Raw genomic sequence first — 25530 nt, forward strand, 5'->3', positions numbered from 1 at the left:
ATGCCATCATCCATTTGCTGGCCGACAGTGGCGCCGACAACCACCGCGAAGCCATCGAATTGCTCCAAATCCACCCCGAAAAAGCCCGGGAGCTTATCGGCATCCCCCACGTTGAATAACGGAATGGCCCTGGAAATGAAATGACCTTGGACAATCTTTCGGTCGCTTTCCCATTGACAGCATCCAATCATCTGATTATGGACCGGGAATACGCGATCAGGGACCGATCGTTCCTTTCGCGGGTCTGGCCGATTGTTTCTTCGGGGGAAGAACGGGCTGGTTCCGCGGACGGGGGAAACAGGGAAGGGTGTCCCCATGAAACGTCTTGCCTCATTATTAATGATCGCGCCCCTTCTGCTGGGCGGGTGCATGCCGGAACGGTTCAAGACCATCACGTCCCGCTCCCAACAGGAGGAGCTGCCGCCGGAGAAGGACGCCATCCGCACGATCCGCGACATCGCGGTCTACGACAACACCAACGAACTCACCGTCAGCGGTTTCGGCATCGTCACCGGACTCGCCGGGACGGGCGGCCCGACGCCGCCGGGTGACGCCCGGCAGGCGGTCGAGGATCGCCTCAAGAAAATCAAGGACCTTAATGTCAACGAATTGATGAACTCCCCGTCGACGGCGATTGTCGTCGTCACCGGGGTCGTCAAGCCCGGCTCGCGACGGGATGAACTCGTCGATCTCGAAATCACGCTGCCGCCGGGAAGCAAGGTCAAGAGTCTTCGCGGGGGCGTGCTTCAGGAAACCCCGTTGATGACTTTTGCCACGCAGGCCGAAGTTCGCGGCTTCCTCAAGGACAATTCGCTAAACACCGTCTCCGAAGGGAACCGGCTGATCCGGGGCCATGAGGTGGTGGTCGCGAGGGGATTGCTGCAAGCCTCCCTGAAGCCGACCAAGGATGGCGATGAGGAATCCTCGACCATCGACGCGATGAAGACGGCCTACGTCTGGAAGGGGGGCAAACTCCGTGAGGGACGCCCCATGTTCTTGATTCTGAACACGGACGAACAACGCTTCCGCGTGGCCGAACAAGTCGCCACCCGCCTGAACGACGTCTTCCAAGGCGGCGAATCGGCCAGCAGCAAAGTGGCCATTGCCAAGCACAAGGATCTCGTGGCTGTTAACGTGCCGCCGCGTTACCGGCTGAACCATCCGCACTTTATGCGGGTGGTGCTGGCCGTGCCGCTCGATCCCCCGGCCGACTTGACTGCTTACCTAAAAAAGCTCGAAGACATGATCCAGAAGCCGGAAACGGCCGCCGGAGGCGCGATCAAACTGGAAGCCCTTGGCGCGCCCGCCCTGCCGGTGTTGAGAGCGGCGATGAAGAGCGAATACCCGTTCGTTCAATTCTGTGCGGCCGAGGCGCTGGCTTACCTTGGGCAGACGCAGGCCGCCGAGACGCTTGGCCGTCTTGCCGCCGAGCATCCGGCGTTCCAAGCCTACGCCTTGACGGCTCTTGCCGCCTTGGATGATGCCCTGGCCATGTCCAAACTGGAGGAATTGCTGGCCAGCAAAGAACCGAGCCTGCGATACGGGGCGTTCCGCGCGATGCGTGAAATCGATCACGACGCCGCCTCGATCAAGGGACAATGGCAGAACCGGTCGTTCGTGTTGCACTCGGAAGTGGGCGTCGGCCAGCCGATGGTTCACATGCTCCGCGAGGGCCGTTCCGAATTCGTCCTGTTCGGGGAAACGCCGAAACTGGTGCCGCCGTTCTCGTTCACGGCCGGGCCGAACTTCACTGTCACCGCCAAGCCGGGCGACGAAGTGGCCACCATCTCGTACTTCTCCGCGAAGGGCGATTCGGAAACGCAACACGCCCAAAGCGCCCTGAATGTGGCCGATGTGCTGCGGAAGATGGCCCAAATGGGCGCGAGCTACGGCGACGCCGCCGAGATGCTCTTCAAGGCCCAGGATCGCAAGGCCATCAACTGCAAGGTGGTTGTCGACGCCCTGCCGAAGGCCGTCCCGATGACGAAACTGGCCGACTCTGCCCGCACCGACCCTTGGATGAAGCTGGAGTATGACCTGCTCTCGGAAGTGGACGAAGCCTCCACCCCGACACTGTTTGAGGGAAGCGGCGAAGGGACACGAAGGTAGGGTTTAGGGTTTAGGGTTTAGCTCGGAGGGCATCAGTCTTTTGAGACGGATCAACTGAGTAAGTGTGTTTCTAAGCAAATGGATGTTGGGAATGGGTTTCGGCATGTGAGGCCCACTCCGGCTCCCCCCTGCCAAGGGGCCGGTTTTGCTCTCCCCCTTGGCAAGGGGGAGTTGGAGGGGGTCTCTTCCATCAACGGCCGAGACCATTGATGAAATTAACAACCACTCTGTCCATTTGACTAAACCCTAAACCCTATCCCCTAAACCCTATCCCGTGCTCAAACGACTCGAACTCATCGGCTTCAAAAGTTTCGCCGACCGGACGTGGTTTGACTTCCCCGCCGGGATGTCGGCCATTGTCGGGCCGAACGGGTCGGGCAAGAGCAATGTGGTGGATGCCGTGCGGTGGATTCTGGGCGAGCAAAGCGCCAAGAATCTTCGCGGCGGCGAGATGGCCGATGTGATCTTCAACGGGGCCTCCGGTCGGCGCGGGTTGAACAACGCCGAAGTCACCCTCACTTTTGATAATTCCAAAAAACTGTTGAACACGGATGCTGCCGAGGTAGCCGTCACCCGGCGTGTCTACCGGGATGGCACCGGTGAATATCAGATCAACGGCCAGCAATCCCGGCTCAAGGACATCCGCGAACTCTTCCTTGGCAGCGGCGCCGGATCGACGGCGTATTGCATCATCGAGCAAGGGCGGGTGGATGCCTTGCTGCAAGCCAGCACCAAGGACCGCCGGGCCATTCTGGAGGAGGCCGCCGGCATCAGCCGTTTCAAAGCCAAGAAACTCGAAACGCTTCGCAAGCTGGACGCTACCCAAGAAAACTTGAACCGTTTGCGCGACATTCTGGGCGAAGTCGAAACCCGTCTGCGCCGGGTGCGGCTTGATGCCGAGAAGGCGAAGCGATTTCAGGAATACCACACCCGATTGAAAGACCTGCGGATCGGGTTGTCGCTGCGGGAATATCACACACTTTCGCAAACTCTTTCAACAGAGTCCGCCCGGCTGGACACGATGCGGGCCGCGATGTCCGATTCGCAAATCCGGCTGACGGGTTGGGAATCGGAACTGGAACAACTCGCCGCCGTGCTTGCCGAGAGCGAGCAGATGATTCGGCAAACCGGGGAGGCCCGGACCGAATCGCAACGGCAAATCGCCACCCTGCGGGAACGTTGGAAGAATGATCTCGCCAAGGCAGGCGAACTTCACGCCGAATTGCTGACCCATTACCGCCGGGCCGCCGACCTCAAGGGGTTGTTGAAAACGCTGGCCGCCGATGGGGAACAGGCCGCTCATTTGGTGGCCGAGGCCGAGGGGGAAGCCGAAGTCTGTCAGGCGCGCGTCAACGAAGTGGAGGCCGCCGCCACGGAGATTGACGAGGGCCTGAGCCGACTTCGCAGACAAGTTCAAGACGGCCGGGACCGGCAGTATCATCTCGTCGGCCGGGCGGCCGCGCTTGCCAACGATGTGACCAAGACCCGTGAGCAATTGGATCGTTTCAAACGAGATCGTGATCGCAAGCGGCGGGAACATGATTCCAAGTCTGGCGAACTCGCCACCGTCCGGCGGGTGTTGGAATCGCTCGGCCTGCGCGACACCGAATTGCAAACCCGTATCGGTCTGGCCCGGCAGGCCTTGCAAGATCGGCGGGCTGAGCGGGATGTTCTGCTGGCGACGGCCGAGCAAATCGCCGGACAACTCGAAGATTTACGGGTTCGCCGCAGTGACTTGATGGCCCGCATCGACATCCTTGATCAGTGGGACCGCAACCAAGAAGGCTTGGGCACCGGTGTTCGGGATGTGCTGGCCGAACTCGGCCAACCGGCGTCGCCGTTCGGGGACGTGGTGTTGGGCCTCGTCGCTGATTCATTGCGGGTGCCGCGTGAACTTGCCCCGCTGATCGACACCGCCCTTGGGGATGTCGCCTCGCACTTCGTCGTGCGCGATGGCCGGGGTATCGACAACCTGCTGGCCGCGAAGGCATTCAGCGGCCGTGTCAGCTTTCTTCCCTTGTTGGAAACACAACCACTCGCCGAGGGGGTGGATACTCTTACCGCCGACCGTTGGGTGACGTGTGAACGACCTTCCCTCGCCGGATTGCCCCGGCAATTGCTTGGGAAAACGCTGATCGTTGATTCGCTGGCTCAAGCCCGCGAATATGCCGCCGACCCGGAACTGACCGGCTTTCAGTTCGTCACCCGGCGGGGTGATTTGTTGCGGGCCGACGGCACATTGAGTGTCGGCCCGGTGACCCAAGAATTGGGGATTCTCTCTCGCAAGAGCGAACTCCGGGAACTCCGCGAACAAGCGGCCGTATTGGACGGCGAGTTGTCCCGTGCCGAACGGCAATTGCAATCCGTGCGGGAGCAAGCCGATTTACTCGCCGGGCCAATCAACGGGCTTGACGAGGAAATTCGTGTCCTCTCCTCAAACGCCGCCAACCTGCAAACGGAGATGCTGAAACAGAACCAACAGCAAACCCGCCTGACGGAAGATATCCAACTCGTCCGGCAGGAATGGGAGATGTTGGAAGAAGAAATTCACCGGATGGAGGAGCACTGGCAGGAAGCACACGCTTCCTCCGTGGAAACCGAGAAGCAGTCCGAGGATTTGAAGACGCAACTGGAAACCGCCGACCACGCCATCCGGGCTTATGAACAGGACCGCCAGCATCGGCAGCAAGATTTGACGACCGCCCGCGTGGCGATGGCCGAGACCGCGCAACGCCTGGAAACCCGTCGCGAAGCGCATCGCAAAACGCTGGAAGATCTGACTCGCGGAACCGGCGAAGCCGAGCGAATGACCCGTCATGGTGTCGTGCTGGCGGGCCGGGTCGCCGAGCGGGAATTGGCCGCTTTGCGGGGGTCGGACACCCTCGCCGTGATGTTTCACGCCAAGGAAACCAGCGAGGCCCGATTGCGGGAAGCCGAGGCCAGCCGGGCCGGGCGGCGGGATCGGCAGCGGGAATTGGAAGAGTTGCTGCGAACCAACCGCAGCGAGAGTGAGCAAAAACGGGAAGACTATCACCGGGCCGAACTGGCCGTGCGGGATGCCGTCAACGCCCGAGACGGCATCGCCACGCGGCTTCACGAAGAGTATCAACTTGATCTGGCCACGGAATACACGGCCAGCCCGTTGAGTCGCGGCGAAGAACTGCCGGGCGAGTGGGATGCCGCCGTGGCCGCCAAGGAAGCGGACGACTTGCGAAAGAAGATCCGGCACTTGGGGAATGTGAGCCTCGAATCATTGGATGAACTGGCCGAAGTCGAAGGACGGGCCAGCACGCTCCAAGGACAGGTGACCGATCTGACCGATGCCGAGGCTTCCTTGCGGGCGATCATTCTGAAGATCAACGAGGACAGCAAACGTCTGTTTGCCGAGACTTACGCCACCGTGAGGGGACACTTTCAAGAATTGTTCCGCAAACTCTTCGGCGGCGGCCTCGCGGACATCATCCTCGAAAACCCCGAGGATGTGCTGGAGACCGGCATCGACATCGTCGCCCGCCCGCCGGGCAAGGAACTCCGCAGTATCTCCCTAATGAGCGGCGGCGAGAAAACGCTGACGGCTGTCGCCCTGCTATTGGCCATCTTCCAAAGCAAGCCCAGCCCGTTCTGTCTGCTCGACGAAGTGGATGCCGCCCTCGACGAAGCCAACACCGAACGCCTCGCCCGAACGCTCCGCGAATTCACGGATCGTTCGCAATTCATCGTCATCACGCACAAAAAGCGAACGATGGCCTACGCCGACGTGCTGTACGGCGTGACCATGCAAGAAAGCGGCATTTCCAAGCAAGTGTCGGTGCGGTTCGAGGACTGGCCGGAGGAGAACGCCATCCCGGAAGCTCACGCGGCGTAGTGGGCTACCAGCTTTTGGACGTTCCCTTTTTGACGCCATCACAACTCAAAAACACCGCTTTAGGACCTCGAAAACGCCATTTTGGACTCAAAAACAGGTCAAACAGAGTCGAAAAACCTCTCTTTTGAACGATTTACGAGCCTTTTTGACTCAAAACAAGGTCGAAAAGCCCGCTTTTAGGGTCAAAAACTGTACACCCCGACCCATGCAGAACTTGAATGCCGACCCGACTGAACGGCCTGAATGACACTGGAGCCACAAGCCATTATCTGGATTTAAGCTGTGGGCTGTCGGTCAGAGTTAGATGTGCATATGCCGGGCGGGTTTTTCTTCAAAAATGACAACCAATCGTGGGCATCTGCTTGGCGATTGGGAAGAACAGGAGTCGTATGTATCGGAATAGGAACGATACTACCGGGAGCATTTCAGAACCCCGAACGGATTTAGCAGAACATATAGCCAAAGTTCCAAGCTGTTCTCGTACTTGGCGCCAGACAAGAGCGGGTTAGGGGGGCAGACAATGTGGACGTGTTGCGCATACTGATTTGCGAAGTTGTCTGGTGGGCCGTGGAAGCAATGGACACGTATTACCGTGAGATCGTCGCGGGTATGACGGCAGTTTCCTTATAAGAATGGATCGGAGTCAGCGAATCACTTGGCAACAGGTTGAATGGAGAAGACGATGCAAGCTAGTCAGGCTACTCTGGGGGAGCGACTTACCCTGTCTCGGATCCACGCTGTTTTGGCTGCCTTCTCGGCTGCGATGATCGGTCAGATTATTTCGGCGAACAATTACTCGCACAGTCTCGAATACGCTTCGGGAAGTTTTGCCGCTTCGATGCTACTGAACGTGCTCTTCTACGTCTGGGAATCCGAACCGACGACGCAAAAATGCAAATCTTTGACAATCGGATGGCTGCTCCACAGACTACACGACCTCGCGTTCCTGACGGTCATAATCGGCGTCTCGTGCATGCTGCTACACGTGTCCCGAGTCATTGGCTTTGCATTCTGCGTATGCGGTAATGTGTTGGCAAGCTACTTCTCTTGGTCACTGCGGAGGGTTTCGTTGTCTCATCTCCAACCGAAGTTGGAGAAAATTGAGCAGATATCAGAGCAAATTGACAAGGAATTGGACCAGCTTAAACTTAAAGCCAGAGAATTTACTGAGGGGAAGGAAAGAATTGCTAATGGCCAAGATTTGGATAAGGCAGATTACTTCGAGAAACTTCGTTGTCAAATAAATGTGGAACTTGAGGAATTAAGCAAAAAGTTGAAAGAGAATGGGGTTCTTCAGGCGTCAATAGTCGCAGAAAAAAATGATCTCTTGGAGAGAAAACTCCAGTTGATCCCGAAGATTCTTCATCCTGCAACAGACAAAGGCTAGGTGCCTCTGCACGGCCTTGTCCAAGAATGACACGGTTAACTTTCGATCTTCTGTGGCATCCCGTGGTTGTTCTGGCTCTTCCACGCGGCCTCAATAAACCCCATGATTTCCAGCGTCACGCTGATGTCAATTGGTGGCTTGCCGGTGGTGTAGGTTTCCACGATTTTCTTGAGCAGCTCCCGATAAATGAACTTGGTGCCGATGGCCACGTTGGACACGCTTTTTTCCGTAAAGGCCAACGCACCATAACCGGCCGCTCCGGTGCGGATGCCCCGGACGCTGGCGATCCGGCCATCCTTCCAATGGCCGGTTGCCAAATCGGCTCCCTTGTCGCTGAAACAGGTGACGGTTTCGCAACCCGGTCCCATCAGGGTGTACAACACTTCCACCGCGTGGATGCCGTAATGGAACAAGCCGGGATTGCGCTCGTGCAGCGAAGCCGGGCCGTGAACGTGGGCGCCGAGAATCTTGCCGTGCTTCGTGTCGGCCACGAACTCAACCAATTCCGGGGCGAACCGCAGGGACGACGACGAGAACAGCGGCAGCTTTTTCTTGGCCGCGAGGTCGATGATCTTTTTGGAATCGGCCACCGAGCAGGCGAACGGCTTGTCAACGAAGCAAGGAATCCCGGCTTCCAAAAACGGCTTGGCCCGTTCATAATGGACGCTGCCGTCGACGGCCTCAATGAGCATCACGTCCACTTTGCCGATCATGTCCGTCGGCTTGTCAACCAGCGGCACTTCAAATTTCTTCATCGTCTCGGTGAAACCGGCGATGCGTTCGGGCGAGAGCTTCGATTCCCCCGGACACCCAATGACGATCTTGCCCCCCTCGACGAATTGTTCCTTGTCAACATCCCGTTGGTTGAGTCGTCGGGTGAACTCGATGGAGTGTGAGGTGTCAAAGTCCAGCAATCCGAATTTGAGCATCTGCTTCGCCCGTGTTCAGGGAAAAGACCATTTTTACCACACATCAGCAGGCGATGAGGAGCAAAATCCGGCGAAGAAATCGACGGGGCGATTTTCCCGTTTTTGTACGCTATTTGATCGTTGGCCGTTTTGGTTGAATCTTCTCTTCCCCTTCACGTCTTGATACCATATTCGCACGCGCACTCAACAGTGCGGTCACTTTCCTCCGGGGTCTCTCCTTATGTTCAACTTCGGCAATTTATCGCGACGCGGTTTCATGCAACGCAGCCTCGCGGCCATGAGCGCCGCCGGGCTTCCGGCTTGGTATGCCGACCGGCTGTTGGCTGACGAAGCCAAGCCCAAGCCGGCCCAAAACAAAGTCCGCATCGGCATCGTCGGGACAGGCAGCCCGCAGAGCCGGTCGTGGGGCATTTACAATGCCTCCAAGGGTTCGCGGGATCAGTTCACCATCACCAGCCTGTGTGATGTGGACGCCCGGCACGTGGCCCGCGCCACCGAACAATACAAGAAGGAAGGCTACGAGACGAAGGGCTACGGAGACTTCCGTGAACTCGTCACGAGCAAGGATGTGGACACGGTGATCGTGGCCACGCCGGACCACTGGCACGCCCTCGTCGCCATCGAGGCGATGAAGAATGGCAAGAACGTCTACTGTGAAAAGCCGCTCACGCTGACCGTCGAAGAATCGCTGGCGGTGCAGGCCGTCCAGAAGAAGACCGGCGTCATCTTCCAGACCGGCAGCCAGCAGCGGACGGAAATGCAACAGTTCCGCACGGCCGTCGAACTCGTTCGCTCGGGCCGCATCGGCAAGATCAAGACCATCGAAGCCCGCATCGGCGGCAACCCGACCAGTGGTCCGCTTCCGGCCGTCGAACCGCCGAAGGAATTGAATTGGGATATGTGGCTCGGGCCGACCAAGAAGGTTCCGTATCGGGTCAAAGGCAACCAGACCAACTGCCATTATGAATTCCGCTGGTGGTATGAGTACAGCGGCGGCAAGATGACCGACTGGGGCGCTCACCACATCGACATCGGCCAATGGGCCATGAACGCCGACGGCTCCGGCCCGGTGGCGGTGGAAGTGTTGAAGGCCGACAAGCCCTATGACGGCGGTGACGGCTACAACACCCACCCGAACTTCCAGGTGCAATACACCTACGCCAACGGCACGAAGATGATCGCCATGTCCGGCGGCGGCACCAACGCCGGGGCCTTGGTGAACAAAGACGGCAACGTGAGCAAGGACAAGAACGGCAAGGAACGGGTCGTCGGCCCGGATGAAAACGGCGTGCTGTTCATCGGCGAAAACGGCATGATCTTCGTCAGCCGCGGGCTGTTGCTCGCCAGCGACGCCAAGATCCTGAGCGAACCGCTGAAGGAAGACCCGAAGCTGTACGACGGCCGGCCGACCAACCAGATGGCCAACTTCCTTGAGTGCGTCCGCGACGGCAAAAAGCAACCGATTTGCTCGGCCCAAGTGGGCGGCAGTTCGGTGATCGTCTGCCACATCGGCGTGGTCGCCCTGCAAACAGGCAAGTCGCTGAAGTGGGACCCCAAGACCAACACCTTTGTGGGCGACGAAGCCGCCAACAAGATGCTTGGCCGTGAATATCGCAGCCCGTGGAAACTGGTCGTCTAATTTCGGAATGCGGAATTGACAAACGAAGATATCATCGAGGTGACGAAAGAACCGGAGCCTGAAAACTCCGGTTCTTCTGTTTCGCACTCCGAATCCCGGTTGCCGAATTTACGGCGAACCTGGACGACACTTTCCCCGGAAAATCTCCTCGCCCAATGCGAAGTGGACACCTACCGGGCCAGCGGCCCCGGCGGGCAAAAGCGGAACAAGACAAGTTCCGCCGTCCGGCTTCGCCACATCCCCAGCGGCCTCCTTGTGATTGCCGAGGAAAGCCGGTCTCAGCATGAGAACAAAGCCAAGGCCCTCAAACGCATCTGGCAGGCGTTCTTCCTCGAATTGCGGGAAGACTTGGAAGTGGCGGCCCTCACCCCCGAGATCGTGGCCGAGTTTCCCGATTATGCGGAAGCAAAATCCAAGGACGGTCGGTTGCATTTGGTCGCCAAAGACCCACGATTCTGGCCCGCTGTCGGTGTGGCGCTCGACGTCTTGGCGGCCGTCGAATCCCGCGTAAGCGATGCGGCGAAACTGCTCGGCATCTCCACCGGCAACCTCATTGACTTCTTGCAAACGGACCCCAAGGTGTGGCAGGTCGCCAACCAACTCCGGACTCGCCACGGGCAAAAGCCGTTGAGATAAGAAGCAAAGAGTTTCACGCAAAGTTCGCCAAGAAGACGCAAAGTTCGCCAAAGTTGTCATTGCCTCGTGTCAGACATTTCCCTCCGCGTGGCTGATGAAATTTTTATTCTCAGCAATCACGCGGGGGCGAGCGATTGCCAGTGGGCAATGACAACTTTGGCGAATTTTGCGTCCTCTTGGCGAACTTTGCGTGAAACTCTTTGTTTTGCTTCTCAAATCTTCCTGACTCAAGTTTCTTCCCCCGGATGGCCGATCTTTCCAATATCGGCCATTCCGCGCCCCTTGCTTGGGTCGCGGTGGCGAAGTCTCCTCTCGACGCCATCGGCATCGTGCGTTATGCACGCGGCCGAACCGTCCGGCGGGGGGATTGCCGGGCCGGGACGAGGCGGAAGGAGTCGCGTCGTGGGTTGCGCGTTTCGATACCTGTTGGTTTGCGGGTTGGCCGCCGTGCCGTTGATGGCGCGCGCTCAACTGCCGACCGAGGGGCGAACATCATATTCAAAAGACGACCGTATCCGCATTCCCTTTGAACTGCGGTCCGGCGGTTCTGCGTCCAGTGTCCGGCTCTATTACACCATTGATGGCGGCGCCTGGCAGGAATACGAGACGGCCAAGGCCGGTCAGAAACGCGAATTTGTATTCAAAGTCGAGCGTGAGGGAACCTACGGGTTCGCCACGATGACGACCTTCAACGACGGCACCACCGACCCGTCGAGCCGGGATCGATTGACCGAGCAACGTCGAGTGGTCATTGATCGCACGCCGCCCAAAGTCACTTCCCTTCGGCCGGTCATTGCCGCCGATGGTTCGCCCGGCATCGAATGGGATGTGTCCGACGAAAACATGGACACGCGAAACGGCATCCGGCTCGAATTCCGCTGGCCGGACATGGGCCGGTTCGAGCCGATTGACAAGGGCGTGCCCTTCGCCCCGCGCGACCATCGCCAATGGCAGATGAAGCCGAACGACCGGATGCAAGTCCGGATTGTCGCCCTCGACAAAGCCGGGAATAAGACCGAGTCCGATCCGGTGTGGGTTTCCGCGAAAGATGGCGAAAAGGGGGGCGATCCCATCCGTGACCCGTTGCCGACGAATCGCCTCACCACTGACCCGAAGGATTTGCGGGAAAACCCCGCTGGTTCGCCAGCACCGGGGTTGCGGACGCTGCAACCGAGCGTCCATTATGTGAAGGAAAAATCCATCACGTTGAACTTCAACGCCCGCGTTGGCCAATCGGGCCTCACCCACGCCTACTTGTACGCCGCTGATGACAAACTCGACTGGCTCAAGGCCAAAGAGGAAGGCCCCAAACCGGCGCCGCCAGTGGCTTCGCCTGATGCCGTCCGCACCATCCCGCTGAGTTTCGTTTACGAGGCCCAAAAAGACGGCACGTACAACTTCATCATCATCGCCGAGAATCATCGCGGCCCGAGCCGCCGGATTCCGGTGAAGGGCACTCTTGGCGACATCCAGGTGGTGGTGGACACCAAGGCCCCGGATGTGGAAATCATCAGCACTAAGGTCAGTCCGAACGGCGACCGGGGGGCGGTGGTGGACATCCGCTGGAAGGCGTCGGACATCAACATTGCCCCGGTGCCGGTGATGTTGGAATACCGCCCGGCCGACAAGCAGGAATGGAAAGGAATCACCGCCGACTGGACGGACAACACCGGCCAGCACACCTGGACGGCCCCGACCGGCGAATCCCATGAGTTCCACATTCGCGTTCGCTGCCGCGACCGGGCCGGCAACATCGGCGAAAAGATGACAGACAAACCCGTCAACGTCGATCTGGCAGTCCCGCAGGTGGATTATCAAGACGTGGTCCCCGGTGGATCAGGGATCAGTGTTGGCCCCGGACCCGGTGGGCCGAAGCGTTGATGGTGTCTCTTTCGGAAAATGAACGGGTTTGAAGACTAATCAATCAACCCGTGCGACTCTTCCCGCAGGCGTTTCAAGACGCGGCTCTTGGCAAGCAGAACGGCGTTGAGGGACTGCCCCAATTCATCGGCCACCCGGCGGGCGGGGTGGCCGTCCAGCACTTGCAAACGAAATGCCTGCCAGGTGACCGGGGCGAAGTCACCCCGGACCCGAATCAGCAGTTGACCGGCGACGTGGTGATCGTGTTCCCGGTCCCATAATTTGGAAAGCGAACTTTCCGGGCATTCCAGTTCGCCTAGCAAATCTTGAAAATCATCGTCCCCGGTGGCGACCGGTCGCCGGTTTCGCAAACGAAAAAACTCCCGCAGACGATTGGCTAGGATGCCGCGCAGCCAAGCGCGGAACGCCCCCTCTCCGCGATGGATGAAGCCGCTCACTTCGGTGACGACGACGACCATCACTTCCTGAACAAGATCATCGGCATCAACGGCCGGCACGCCCGCGCGGGCGGTCCAACGGAGCAAGAGCGGCCGGTAAAGGTCGTGAAGCCGCCGCCAGTCCGTCTCGGACGGGGCGGCGGCCAACCGGGCAATCAGGCTGACGGATGTTTCCATGCTTGATCGCGGTCAGTCCTTCGGGCGGCCCATGTCGATGATCGTCAGTTTGATCTTCAACGGCATCAGTTCCGAAAGCAGCATTTTCAACCTCGTGGCGGAAGCATCCTTTTCGGCGGTCACCCGCACGACAGAACCATCCGGAAGTTGCCGAACTTGTTCGATGGAAATGAAGTTTCCGTTCAAGGTCAGTCCGCCGTTGGCCGCCAAGTGAATCTGTTCGATCTTCTCGCGGGGGGAAGGCTCGGGTTCCGCCGGGGCCGAATGCCCTCGCATCTTGATGCGATCCATCTCCTCTTGGAACTGTTTCACCCGATCAAAAGGAGCTTTGCCATCAATCACAATGTTGACAATGTTGACGATGTTGGCTTCGGGCGCCAGTTTTGTCGCCAGTTCATTGAGGGCGATGGGCTGGCCGTCCAATCGTATTTCTCCGTCGGCTTGAAGGATAATGGAATGGCCTTTCTCCGGCTTCGCGAACTTGGGGATGGCGCCGCTCGTTTCTTTTTTCGGCGGCAAGATCGGTGTCTCCGGCGGGTCGGGGAGGCGATGCAGGAACCAACCGCTTGCCGTGTGGACGCCGAACGCCCGGCCGTCTTCACTCAGGACCGTCGTGTCGAAATCCGGGAATTTGGCGATGGGCATGCGTTTCTGGCCTTCGGCCAGGTCGAGGGCTTCAAAGGTGTCGGTCTTGCCTTGCGGAGTGACAATGGCCCGCCGGGCGTTGGCCGCGATATTGCGGATGTCATGCGTTTTTGGGATCAAGGGAAGATCGCCGACCGGTTTTCCGAACGCATCGTAAAGGCGGGTTTGTATCTCGCCGGCATTCGTGACTGTCAAGACGCCGAACACGGGAGCGGTTTGCGGCGAGCCGGATTTCAAAGGGATTTCAAAGACGTTCACGGTGGAATCCGGCAGGTTGATCCGGATCGGTTCCGTTTCTTCGCCAGTGAGTTGATCGATCCGCAGATAATGAATAAATCCCTCGCTCTTTCGTTCCGCAATCACCGAATAGGCGCGCTCGCGGTTCGCCGAGACGGTCTGACGAATGATTTGGAAACCTGAAGGATTACCCTTGGCTTCTGTTGGTCGAACGACGATGCGGCGGGGGATGGCCTTGGCCGCGATGTCGTAAATGTGGTAGGTGCCAGCCGCATCGCCGAGAACAAGCTTTTGAAGGTTGCCCTGCACGGCGACCGTGTGGATGGGGTTCGCCAGCCGAATTGGCTCTCCCAGTGGTTGTTGCCCCCCCGTGCCCAAGGACCAGACATTGAATTCATAAGTGTTTGGCGCCGACCGGGTAACGAGAACGATCTTTGACGAATCCGGTGTGAATCCCCAGGCGGCATGGCGCTTGTCGGTCTTGATGACCGACACCATCTTGCCGGTGGCCGACTCTAAAATTTCGAGAATGTCGCCCGGCTCGGAGTTGGACGAAAATCCGATGAGCCGACTGTCGGGAGAGAATCTGGCGGTGGTTATGTTCGCATATTTGAAGGGAAGGCGGGCCATGAATCCGGCGGCGGGCAGGGCGGCGGGGGGCCAGTGAGCATGGTCTTCTTTTTTCGGCAAACCAATGTTTCCACTCAGATCATTTGGAGACACCACGCGAGGGCGATCTGAAGGCCCCTCGGGGATGCCCGCAGGCGGGATGTTTGAATCGCCACCGGGTGCCGGGCTGCCTGTTTTGGGGACGGACGGCACTCCGAGATCTTCTTTTTTCTTTTGGCCTCGGCTCGGCGTCAAAATCGGCGGTTTCGGCGGGTCGGGGAGGCGATAGAGGTTCCAGCCGGTTTCCGTGCGGGCGGCGAAGACGCGGCCGTCTCCGCTGAGATCGGTCGAGTCCCAGATCGGGATTTTCGCAATGAGAGATCGCTTGAGACCTGTCGTCAAATCGAGTGCCTCGAACGCGCCTTTGTCCCCGCCGCTGTTCGTCACGGCCCGAAAGGCCCGAGTGGCGAGTTCTTTGATCATGTCCTCTTTTCCCGGAATGGTTAGTTCGCTGGCCGAATTGCCGAGGGCGTCATAGGTGACAACCTTCATTTCGTTGGGCGTCGTCTGGCACATCACCCCAAACGCGGCGGTCTCTTTGGGATTGCCAAGAGTCCGGGGGATGTCAAAGACCTTGAGAAACGTGCCCGGCAAAGCAATCCTGATCGTGCTTGCCTCTTGATCGGTCAGGCGGTTAATCAGCAGGTGTTGTTTGACTGGCCGGGGAGCAGTTCCCGGCACCGTAGGGGGGATGGCTCCAACAGTGGGGGAATTGCGGGGCCATTCATTGGCGACCGTGTATACGGTTTCGCCATTCCCGGAAAGAATCCGGCTCTCCGTCCCCAGTCGGGGTTGGTTTTCATCGTCTCCGCCAAGATGGTCTGGCGCGCCACTGACGCGGCGAGTCATCGCTTTGGCAACCATGTCATAGACGAGATATCCGTCCGTCGTCCCGAGAACGAGCTTTTGGTTGCCTGTCTGAACGCACAAACTCGTGAATTGGTTCCTGAACCGGATGGGGTCGCCAATCTGGCGGATTTCGCCTGTGGCCGGACGCCACTGGACGAACTGGTAATTATTTGGCGATGGCCGGATGACAAAAATGACCTTCGATGAATCAGGCGTGAAGGCACACACTTCGATGGTGCTGTCCGATTGATGAGTGGCTATTGGCTTGCCGGTGGTCGTCTCCAGTATTTCGAGTTTGCTGCTGTCATTCAAAATGACCATCCGGCTGTCCGGGGAGAATTGCAACCCCCCGACGTCCGCGTGCTTGATGGGTAGCCTCGCCATAAACCCGCTGGCGGCCGGCAACTCCAATGGCGGCCAATGAGCGGCCGGCAAGCGGTCGGGACCGCCCAATGGCGGTGGCATGCCGGGACCGCCGGGAGCGCCAGGAAAGTATGGCATTGCGCCGGGAGTGTCCATTGGGGGCTCATATACTGGCGGTGACACGACGCGGGTGCTGGACGGCCCCGGAAAAGTTGGCATCACGTTGGGGTCGTCCGGCGTGACAATGCCGGGGTTCGTGCCTCCGGGCATTCCGGGGGCCATTCCCGGAATGCCCGGAGGCACGAGTTTGAGACGGGCCATCATGAAACGCTTGAATTCCTCAAAGTCGCATACGCCGTCGTCGTTCGTGTCACAATGGTCCCATTCATGTCGCAAGACATGGTTTTCCGGTAGTTCGCCGAGTTGAATCCGCCCGTCTTGGTTTTTGTCCAATGCCTTGAACCCTTCTTCAATCCAGAGGGGTTTGTCATCTGTTTTGGCGGCCGTCTTCGCATCCGGTTTGGGAACACGTTCGATGGTCGCCAGTTGTTTGCTGCCCCGAGTCAGCGCCGCCTTCGTGATATCCAGTTTCAAACCATCGGCATTGCGAAGTTCCAAGTCGTATTCGCCGCTTTTCAATTCGATTTGCTTTTGTGTCTTGGTGTCGATGATCGTCACCAACCGACCGCCTTGTTTGACAAGCACTTCCACATCATCGCTCTCCGTGGAGATGACAAGTTCGCCCTTGTCCGTCTGGATGCGGTATATCACCGTCCCGAGGAGCAGAAGGGCGACGAACGCGAACCCGGCGGCCACGGAATAGGATCGTGGCCGCATGGGAACGATTGCTCCGTCGGCGAACGGTTGCAACGCTTCGGCGACGGCGGCGGCCGTCTGGAAGCGGGCGGCGGGATCTTTGGCCATCATCTTCATCACGATCTCCGAGAGGCCGCGGGGGATGTCGGTGCGGAACTGGCCCAAGGGTTTGGGTTGGTCCCGCCGATGGGCGTCGAGTTTCTTCAACACGGATGAGCCGGGGAAGGGCACCGCCCCGGTCAGCAAGTGATACAGGGTGCAGCCGAGGGCGTAAATGTCGGCCCGGCCGTCGGCGGCGTGCGGGTGTTCGGCCTGTTCGGGGGCGATGTAATCCGGGGTGCCGACGACCATGTTTGCCCCGGTCAGCGAGGCATCGGCCCGGTCGTCGGCGACGAGCATGGCGAGGCCAAAATCCAGCACCTTCACCGTGCCACCGGCCGCCCGCATGAGGTTGCCGGGTTTCACGTCCCGATGAACAAGGCCGGTTCGGTGGGCGTGTTCAAGGCCAATGGCCGCGTCCACGATGTATCGACACGCCTCGGAAACGGAAATCGCTCCCTTCTCCTTCAACAACTCATCAAGGCCGACGCCATTGACGTATTCCATTGCCAGAAAGTGGGTCTCCCCGGCCTGCTCGGCATCGAAGGCTGTCACAATGTTGGGATGATGCAACCGGGCGGCGGCCGCCACCTCCCGTCGGAACCGGTTCGCGGCTCCGGGGCGAGCCAAGAACTCTGGCCGAATCACCTTAACCGCCACGCGCCGCCCCATGATGGCATGTTCCGCGAGCCAGACCGTCCCCATGCCGCCGACGCCGAGCAATCTCAAGGGGGTGTAACGAGGGTGGGCGGCCAGTTCCGGGGGAAGAGCCTCGCCGGGTGGCGGCGCATCAAGGACCGTCTTCGCCCCGGCCAATAGATCCGTGAATGTGTCCCCCGGCGACACAGCCACCGCTTGTTGGCATTCCTCGCATTCGGCCAGATGATCCGAGATGGCTTGGGTAGCCGCCTCGTCCAGCAGGCCAAGCCCGAAGGCGGCCAAATCCTCCGTCGGCGGGTGCGTCAGCAAGTCAGACATTTGAACGTTCTCGATTGGTTCGCAGACCTTAGACAAGGATAGGTGATTGGAAATCCTGTCTTGAAAATGGAAGGAATTCTCAATGGCTGAAGAATTCTGAGCGGGGCAGGCATTTGTCGCAAATCAAAGCCAACGGCACGCCACATGCTCGTTTGAAGGTTGCCCACACCCTCATAAGGTTCGACATCATGTCCAGCACACAATCACTCTGGGCCGGAGCACGTTCCGACCGGACCGGAGATGTTCTTGGAAATCTGAAGAAAATCGACGTTTGCATCGTGGGGGGCGGCATCGCCGGGCTAACCACGGCCTATCTGCTCCTGTTGGAAGGGCGATCCGTCACCATCTTGGAATCCCGCGAGGAAATCGGGGCCGGGGAAACGGCTTACACATCCGCGCACCTTTCCAGCATCATTGACGACGGCTTTGCCCGTGTCGAATCCATCCGGGGGCGGGACATCGCCAAAAGGGCTTATCAGAGCCATGCGGAAGCCGTCACACTGATCGAGTTGATCTGCCGAAAGGAAGCGATCGACTGCGATTTTCAACGGGTGGACGGCTTCCTGTGCGTCGCTGACGGCCGTGATCCGGATACCTTAGACGAAGAGGAAGCCGCCGCCAACCGGGCCGGGGCGGCGCCGGAACGGTTGCAGAAAGTGCCCTGCAAACACTTCCATACCGGGGCTTGCTTGCGCTACGCAAACCAAGCCCGGTTTCACCCGTTGAAGTTCATGGCCGGGTTGGCAAAGGCCATTCGTGATCTCGGAGGGCGAATCTTCACGAATGTGCAAGTCAACGGTATCAAAGGCGGCCCGATGGTCACCGTGAAACTGGAGGGTGACCGGCAACTGGAGGCTAACCAAGTCGTCGTGGCGACGAATTCCCCCATCCATCAAGTGACGTTGCTGCACACCAAGATGGCCGCTTACACCAGTTATGTGATCGCGGCCGAGATCCCGCCGGACACCGTCCGGGACGCTTTGATTTGGGACACCCAAGAGCCATACCACTATGTGCGGATTCAACCGGCCGATCCGGTCACCGGCGAACCGGAACTGCTGATCGTGGGCGGAGAGGATCACAAAACCGGGCAGGCCGAGGATCAGGAAGAACGCTGGAAACGACTGGAGGAATGGGCTCGCAAACACAACCCGGACATTACCCGGATTCGCTATCGCTGGTCCGGTCAGGTGTTTGAAACTCTCGACGGCCTGGCCTTCATCGGCGCGGATTCCGGCGGGGCCGAAAATGTTTTCGTGGTGACCGGGGACTCCGGCATGGGGCTGACCCACGCGGCCATCGCCGGCCGGTTGCTCACCGATCTGATGTCGGGTCGCCCGAGCGATTTGATCGAGGTATATTCCCCCTCGCGGATTCCGCTCCGTGCGGCCGGGACGTATGTCACCGAGAACTTCAATCTGGCCGCTCAATACTCGGATTGGATCACCGGCGGCGACGTGTCCGACGCCAAGGACATCCCGGCCGGTTGCGGGGCCGTCATCCGCAAGGGATTGACCAAACTGGCCGTGTACCGCGACGAAGACGGACAGGTTCACGAAATGTCGGCCGTGTGCCCCCACATGAAGGGGGTGGTGCATTGGAACGACGGCGAAAAAACCTGGGACTGTCCGTGCCACGGTTCGCGGTTCACGGCCGAGGGGGAAGTGATTCACGGACCCGCCACAGAAGGGTTGAAGTCATTGGAAGCGAGAAAACCGGCGGCGGTTGGATAAGCCTTGTTTGAGTTTGCGCAACACAAGGGCCAGCGGTTTAAAACCGCTGGCCCTTGTGTTGAATGACAAATTCTGATTTTCACTTCCGACGGGATCGTCAATTCGATCAGGCAAAATCCGAGCTAAGGAACTTCCGCTTGGTGACCTGCGAAGCGGGAATGGTGGCCGTGATCGGGACGTTGGCGAAGTTGTTCGCCAGCGTCGTTTCCGTGCCATCTCCCGTTACCGACGCCGGATCGCTAAAGGTGCCCGCCTTGGTGATTTTCACCTGAATCTGAAGCTGAACTTGAGCCCCGTTGTTCAATGTGCCGATCGTCCACAAACCCGTCGCCTTGTTGTAAGTTCCCTGCTGGTTAAAGACCGTCGAAACGTAGCTAAGTCCCGAAGGAAGCGGTGCGGACATCACAACCCCAGTTCCTTGGGACGGGCCATTGTTCTTGACCGTGTAGGTGATCGTCACGACATCGCCGACCTTGGCGACCGTCTTGCTGATCGTTTCGGTGATTGCCAAGTCGATGCTGTTCGTCTCGCCGAAGTTGTAACCTGTACCCGCCTGGCCCGAAGTCAACACAATATTCGACAGCACGTCGTTTGTCGTGTTGTTGCCGCCGCGGTTCCCGACGGAATCCAATCCATCTCCGAAATTGGCCGGTTGAACTTCGCTGACTGTGTAAGTGCCCGGTCGCAGGTTCGGGAAGGAGTATGAGCCGTCCGCGAGCGTCACGGTATTCAGGCTTACCCCGGCTCCGGTGTCATCCGTGCCGCTGAGCCGAAGGGTGACTCCGGGAATTGGCCCTTCTGCTCCGTCTCGCATGCCGTTGTTGTTCGCATCGACATACACTTGTCCGGCGATGGAAACGGGACGGACTTCGCCGAAGTTGAATCCAGCGCCTCCCCCGGCCAATGTCGTCAGGTTGATGCCGCTGAAGGCATCGTTCACTCCCGTGCCGGAAGCCGCCGGGGTGCCGTTCTGTTCCTTGCCGTCCAAGAACGGAGCAGGGACGACACCTTCGGTGAGCGTGTAATTTGTGCCGGGTTGCAGGTTGGCGAACGCATACGAACCATCGGCCGACGTGGTCGCGGTTGTATTCACCGGCGTGCCGGAAACATTCGTGCCCGTGAGGGTGACGACCACGCCGCCGATGCCCGGTTCGCCCGAGTCCTTCGTGCCGTTGCCGTTCACATCTTCGTACACAGACCCCGCCAGACTCACCAGCGGGATTTCCGTGAAGTTATACCCGGTCAACACTGTTCCGGCGGGCAGGGTCAGGGTGAAGGAATCGGCCCCCACCGTGCCCGGCGAACCAACGGTGCCGATGAAGTCGATGCCATCGGTGTTCGGCGGGAATGTGCCGCCGGTCGGTTGTGTTTCCGTGATGACGTAATTGCCGCCGGCGACATTCGCGAAATTGTAGTTGCCGGTCGCGTCCGTCGTAGTGGTGCGGTTCACCGGATTGCCGCCGGAGTCAGTTCCGGTCAGTGTGATGGTCACGCCGGGAATGGCCGTGTCCGGGCCGTTGAAGTCTTGTTGGTTGTTGTAATTCAGCCACACGCGACCCGCGAGCGAGCCTTGTGTTTCGCCGAAGTTCACCACTCCCGTGCCGCCCGCCGGGACCGTGATGGCCGGGGGATTGTTCGGCGTGCTGGAGCCATAACCCGGCGGTTGCGTCGGTTCGCTGACCGTGTACGATCCGGCCGGAAGGTTGTCGAACGAGTAAGAGCCATCGGCGCCCGTCGTGGTTGTGATTGTCCCCGCCGGGCCGACCGCTTGGATCGTGACACCGGGGAGGCCGGTGGTTTCCGTCGGGTCGATCACGCCGTTGTTGTTCGTGTCAACAAACACCCGGCCGTTGATCGCCGCCTTCTGGAAGAAGCCGAAATCAATCGTCAGGTTGCTGAGGTTGTCGGGTGTTCCCGGATCGTTGTTCGGCGATTCGAGCAACGGCGCCGTGTCGTTGATAGTGACGGGCAGGCTTTGCACGTTGCCGGATACCGTTGTCCCGTTGTCGTCGGTGTCCGAGGGGTTGGTGTTCGGATTCGGGGTGGCGGCCCCCTCGAACGGCGTCGGCGTCAGGAAGCCGGGGTTGCCGGTGCTGCTGGCGAAGTTGGCGAGCGCGGACGAGAAGTTCGAGGCCGGGATCCGCACGACGTAGGAGCCGGGGGCGATGCCGGTGAACAGATACAACCCGTTGATGTCCGTGGTCGTGGAAGCCAAGATGTTCGTCCCCGTGCCATCAAGCAATTGCACCGCTACGTTGGCGATGCCGCTTTCGCCGGGGTCTTGAGTCCCGTTGTTGTTCGCGTCGTTGAACACCCGGTTGCCGATACTGTGCCGGGAGAACACTCCGAAATCGAGGGTCAGGTTCGTGTTCGGATTGGTGTCGCCATCAGTGATCGGTTCATTGCCGACGGACAAATCGATGAGATTGGACTGAATCACTCCACCGCTTCCGAGCGTGCCGACGGTGATCCCGTTGTTGTCGTCGTTGATGTCCGTGTTCGGGTCCGTCTGGTTGACGGAACTGTTGTTAAACCCAACCAGTGAGCCGGCGCCGGTGAAGTTGGGCGCGGTCAAGCGAACGCGATACTGGCCCGCCCCGAGGTTGTCGAAGCGATAGATGCCGCTGTCCGGTCCCACGGTGGCAGTCGTCGTGCTGGCCACGACGCCGCCGGAGGCGTTCAACAAATCGACCAAGACTCCGTTAATTCCCGTTTCGCCCGTCTGGCGGAAGCCGTCGTTGTTGGAATCCAGGAAGACCTGATTCCCAAGCGACAGAGGACGGAAGAACCCGAAGTCCACCGTGAGGTTGCTTTGGTTGTCCGGTGTGAGGCTGGTCGTGTCGTTGTTCGGGGTTTCGTTCAGCGGTTCGTCGGTTCCCAGCGTGACGGGGAGCGCCCGCACGACACCACCCGCGCCGAGCGTGCCGCTTGTTGTCCCGTCATCCACCCCGTCAATATTGTTGTTCGGGCCGGGGGCCGGTTCGCTTGGCCCGCTCGCCGAACCATTCGTTCCGGTGCTGGATCGATAAGCGGCCAATGGCCCGCCGACATTGAAGTTGCTCGCCGCGACCTCGACGACATAAGAGCCGGGGGCCAGGAGGCTAAACAAATACTGGCCTTGCGCGTTCGTGAAAGAAGAAGTCAGCAGGGTTGTGCCCGTGGCATCGTACAAGTTCACCGTCACGCCGGTGATGCCTGTCTCCGTGGGGTCTTGGACGCCATTGTTGTTCGCGTCTTCAAAGATCACATTGCCAAGCGTGTGCTTTTGGAAGACGCCGAAATCAACAGTGAGGTTGCTGTTCGCATCTGTCACCGTGGCGTCCACCGGGCCGGGATTTTCGCCAAGCGGTTCGCTGTCAGCCGTCAGTGTGATGATGCCGGAATCAATCACCCCCAGAGTGCCAAGCACGCCATTGGTGGTTCCGTTGTCATCCGTGTCCGAAAAGTTGCTGGTCGGGTTGGGAGTGGCTGCTCCCTCGAACGGTCCGGTGGCCTGGCCGTTGGCCCCGGTGCTGCTGGCATACCCTTCCAGAACCCCGCCGGCTCGGAAGTTACTGGAGGACAACCGCACTTGGTAATTGCCCGGCAACAGGTTGCTGAATTCGTAGATCCCGTTGGCGCCGCTGGTCGTGCTGGCCAAGACGTTGTTAGAGGTGTCAAGCAGCACGACGGCCACTCCGCTGATGCCCGCCTCGCCGGCGTCCTGGATGCCGTTGTTGTTCACATCGTTCCAGATCCGATTCCCGATGGACATGCGGGGAACGAAGCCGAAGTCCGAGTTGTCGTCGAACGTGCCATTCGAGCCTGAGACAATGTCGTAGGTGACCGAGGTTCCGTTGTCGATGCCGTCCGAATCAATGTTGTCGGCCCCGGCGTTCGGAGTCGAGGGACGTTTGCCGGCCAGCGGCGCCTGCCCGGTGGCGATGCGGATCTGGTAAGCGGTGTTGGGCTTCACGCCGTCGTCGCTGGTGTCGCCCGGTGTGCCGTTGTTGACATCCGTGTCGTCGAAAACATACTCGCCGAGGGCGTTCGTTACCGTGGAACCGACGAGGTTCCCGTTTTGGAACAACTGGACAGTCACCCCTTGGATGCCGGGTTCGGCCGCGTCCTGCAAGCCGTTGCCGTTGGTGTCGTACCACACCCGGTTCCCGATGGTCAGGGCGGCCGGGGCATAAATGATTTGCAAATCGCCGAGGCCGTTCGCCTTGGCGAAGGTGTTCACGCCGCCCGTGTAAACATTGAAATTATCCCGCTCCCGGCCGGTGGTGTTGTCCATCCACACCGGCCCGGCGGCGTCCGTGATGCCGCCGGGGTCCGTTGAGTTCACGACAACCTGACCGGAACCGGGCAGGACAGCCAAGGCGCCCAGGGACGTCTCGTCGTGAAGGCCCGTGAAATTGTCATCCGCGTAGAATTCACGGCCGTTCGGCCCCTGGCCGTCGGCCACGCCAACCGGCCCGCCGGGCTGGCCTTCCAGATTGAAGCCGCCGCTGCCGTTGGGGGTGGCCCGCAGAATATCCCCCGCTTCGCCGAAGATTTGAGACGGCGTCGTGCCGGGCGCGGATTGATCGCCTTGGCGATCCCGAATGCCGACAATCATCGCCCCGGTGTCATCGAACACGATGTCCGAGAGCATCGGACTGGCGTAGTAATTGTCGCCGTTCGTGCTGGGATCGATGTTGTCGTTCCACGGTTGGTAAAAGCCGTTGTTCAACTGGATGACGTTCGGGGGCGGATTGGTGGATTTTTGGACGTTGGCGTCGCCGTGGGCGTAATCCAATTGGAATTGGAGAACGGGAGCCGCGCCGAACGAACTGGTGGCGGGATTAAAAGTATAGACATACCCCTTCAAATCACTCCGCAAACCCGTGGACTCGGCCGAATCCACAAGGCCGACATACACTTGGCCGTTTTGGTATTGCACCGCAAACGGTCGCACATCCGACGGGGCCACCCCGGCCGGGACGGGGACGTTGAACTCGGCATGCGTGCCGTTGAAGTTGCCGTTTGCGTCCACCCCCAGCCGGATGAGTTGCCGGGTGTTCAAGTTCATCACATAGAGGAACTGATTGTCCGGGGACATCACCATGCCGCCGAGCCCGATCTTGCCGACCGACCCGTTGGTGATATTGTCTGGCGTGCCGTCGTTGTTACCGTCGTTGTCTGTTTTGAATTTGTTGGTGTCAAACGTGTTGGGGTGCGGATTGTCCCCGGTGGTCGCCGCCGTGCCGCCGGCCGCCCCGCCGAGAACCACCGAGAGGTCGGCGAACAGGACAGGCGTCTGGCTGCCGGTGAGCTGGCCAAGGTTGTTGTAAGTCGGCTGAAGTTTGTAAATCGCCCCGGTGCCGCTTGGGCCGAATCCCGTGTAGCGTTTCATGTACGCGCCGACGTACACCGCCCCGGTGGTGGTGTTCGAGGCCACGGCCCACGTCGCTCCGACTTGCGAAGCGGTGGCGAGCGGAATGGCGCCGCCCGGACCGCCGGAGGAGTTGTAAGGAATCCCGACCACCACCCCTTGAGCAGCTTGCGGGCCGGTGATCTGGTTGCCTTGGGTGTAAACCGGCGTGACGAGATACGGGCTGGCTTGGGTGGTTAGTACCGTGGCGAGATTCACGCCCGTCGGGTTGGTCGAGGCGTTGACAAACCGCACATTCGAGGCCGCCGCCTGCGGGGACGGATTGCCGAACCCGTACCCCGCCGGAAGACCGCTGAACTCGATCCGAACGGAGGGCAGACTGGTCGTGAGGGCATACGAACCGTCGCTGGCCGTGAAGACCGTCTCGATGGGTACGGTGCCTCCCGGAGCGAAGGCTTTCACGGCCACGCCCGGAAGCCCCGGTTCGGTCCGGGGAATGATGGCAGGAGTGTGCCCTGCCGGCTCGGTTTGCGGTGTGCCGACATCGCGGACGCCGTCGCCGTCGAGATCGCGGAACACGAAACCGGCCACGCTCGGAACCGAACGGTCCTCAAGCGTCAGAACGGCCAGGCGAGCTTTCCGGGGGGAAACGGTTTGGGCGGTACTGACCGATTGTTTGAGCAACCATTCGACCCAACGCATGAGAGTTCTTCCGTCGCGGGTTG

At 59.7% G+C, this 25530-nt stretch carries 11 protein-coding genes; 7 read left to right on the forward strand and 4 right to left on the reverse strand.

The window, feature by feature from the left end:
- Positions 1–315 precede the first annotated feature (315 nt).
- From BGIM_RS0118730 to BGIM_RS0118740, 3 genes are all read left to right on the forward strand, one after another.
- The gene (locus tag BGIM_RS0118730) at positions 316–2109 is read left to right on the forward strand and encodes a flagellar basal body P-ring protein FlgI (protein WP_029630173.1); all 1794 of its coding nucleotides are present in this window, start codon (positions 316–318) and stop codon (positions 2107–2109) included.
- Between the two features lie 274 nt (positions 2110–2383).
- Complete coding sequence (gene smc, locus BGIM_RS0118735) at positions 2384–5974, forward strand: chromosome segregation protein SMC (protein WP_020471266.1); 3591 nt, start codon at positions 2384–2386, stop codon at positions 5972–5974.
- Positions 5975–6656: 682 nt separating this feature from the next.
- Positions 6657–7361: a hypothetical protein gene (locus tag BGIM_RS0118740; protein WP_157369208.1), complete on the forward strand. Its 705-nt coding sequence runs from the start codon at positions 6657–6659 to the stop codon at positions 7359–7361.
- A 35-nt stretch (positions 7362–7396) separates the two neighbouring features.
- Here the strand turns inward: BGIM_RS0118740 and BGIM_RS0118745 are convergent, their stop codons facing one another.
- Entirely contained in the window at positions 7397–8290 is an 894-nt protein-coding gene (locus tag BGIM_RS0118745; RefSeq protein ID WP_020471268.1) for a Gfo/Idh/MocA family protein, read from the reverse strand.
- Between the two features lie 256 nt (positions 8291–8546).
- Here BGIM_RS0118745 and BGIM_RS0118750 point away from each other — a divergent pair, with 256 nt between their 5' ends.
- The 3 genes from BGIM_RS0118750 (at position 8547) to BGIM_RS0118760 (ending at position 12446) form a co-directional block, all read left to right on the forward strand.
- A complete protein-coding gene (locus BGIM_RS0118750) occupies positions 8547–9929 on the forward strand; it encodes a Gfo/Idh/MocA family protein (RefSeq protein ID WP_238537673.1) in 1383 nt (460 codons plus the stop codon).
- A gap of 15 nt (positions 9930–9944) precedes the next feature.
- On the forward strand, positions 9945–10565 hold the full coding sequence (locus tag BGIM_RS0118755; RefSeq protein WP_020471270.1) for a peptide chain release factor family protein: 621 nt from the start codon (positions 9945–9947) through the stop codon (positions 10563–10565).
- 402 nt (positions 10566–10967) lie between these two features.
- On the forward strand, positions 10968–12446 hold the full coding sequence (locus BGIM_RS0118760; protein ID WP_020471271.1) for a hypothetical protein: 1479 nt from the start codon (positions 10968–10970) through the stop codon (positions 12444–12446).
- Between the two features lie 35 nt (positions 12447–12481).
- On the opposite strand, the gene BGIM_RS0118765 is transcribed toward BGIM_RS0118760, so the two are convergent.
- Together BGIM_RS0118765 and BGIM_RS57810 are read right to left on the reverse strand one after the other, a co-directional pair.
- Positions 12482–13060 carry an RNA polymerase sigma factor gene (locus BGIM_RS0118765; protein ID WP_020471272.1) on the reverse strand — a complete coding sequence of 193 codons (579 nt, stop codon included), beginning with the start codon at positions 13058–13060 and terminating at the stop codon, positions 12482–12484.
- A gap of 12 nt (positions 13061–13072) precedes the next feature.
- The gene (locus tag BGIM_RS57810) at positions 13073–17716 is read right to left on the reverse strand and encodes a protein kinase domain-containing protein (protein WP_052639885.1); all 4644 of its coding nucleotides are present in this window, start codon (positions 17714–17716) and stop codon (positions 13073–13075) included.
- A 188-nt stretch (positions 17717–17904) separates the two neighbouring features.
- On the opposite strand from BGIM_RS57810, the gene BGIM_RS0118775 reads away from it, so the two are divergent.
- Positions 17905–19449 (forward strand): FAD-dependent oxidoreductase, encoded by a 1545-nt coding sequence (locus BGIM_RS0118775; protein ID WP_157369210.1) that lies wholly within the window; start codon positions 17905–17907, stop codon positions 19447–19449.
- 106 nt (positions 19450–19555) lie between these two features.
- On the opposite strand, the gene BGIM_RS0118780 is transcribed toward BGIM_RS0118775, so the two are convergent.
- Positions 19556–25507, reverse strand: coding sequence for an SdrD B-like domain-containing protein (locus BGIM_RS0118780; RefSeq protein ID WP_020471274.1), 5952 nt, complete (start codon positions 25505–25507; stop codon positions 19556–19558).
- Between the last annotated feature and the right edge of the window lie 23 nt (positions 25508–25530).

Origin of the sequence: Zavarzinella formosa DSM 19928, assembly GCF_000255705.1 — a bacterium.
Classification (GTDB): domain Bacteria; phylum Planctomycetota; class Planctomycetia; order Gemmatales; family Gemmataceae; genus Zavarzinella; species Zavarzinella formosa.

What these genes read in the sequence shown, in the direction of transcription:
- BGIM_RS0118730 (WP_029630173.1), top strand. Translation starts at nt 316, where the DNA reads ATGAAACGTCTTGCCTCATTATTAATGATCGCGCCCCTTCTGCTGGGC.
- BGIM_RS0118740 (WP_157369208.1), top strand. Translation starts at nt 6,657, where the DNA reads ATGCAAGCTAGTCAGGCTACTCTGGGGGAGCGACTTACCCTGTCTCGG.
- BGIM_RS0118745 (WP_020471268.1), bottom strand. Translation starts at nt 8,290, where the DNA reads ATGCTCAAATTCGGATTGCTGGACTTTGACACCTCACACTCCATCGAG.
- BGIM_RS0118750 (WP_238537673.1), top strand. Translation starts at nt 8,547, where the DNA reads ATGCAACGCAGCCTCGCGGCCATGAGCGCCGCCGGGCTTCCGGCTTGG.
- BGIM_RS0118765 (WP_020471272.1), bottom strand. Translation starts at nt 13,060, where the DNA reads ATGGAAACATCCGTCAGCCTGATTGCCCGGTTGGCCGCCGCCCCGTCC.
- BGIM_RS57810 (WP_052639885.1), bottom strand. Translation starts at nt 17,716, where the DNA reads ATGTCTGACTTGCTGACGCACCCGCCGACGGAGGATTTGGCCGCCTTC.
- BGIM_RS0118775 (WP_157369210.1), top strand. Translation starts at nt 17,905, where the DNA reads ATGTCCAGCACACAATCACTCTGGGCCGGAGCACGTTCCGACCGGACC.
- BGIM_RS0118780 (WP_020471274.1), bottom strand. Translation starts at nt 25,507, where the DNA reads ATGCGTTGGGTCGAATGGTTGCTCAAACAATCGGTCAGTACCGCCCAA.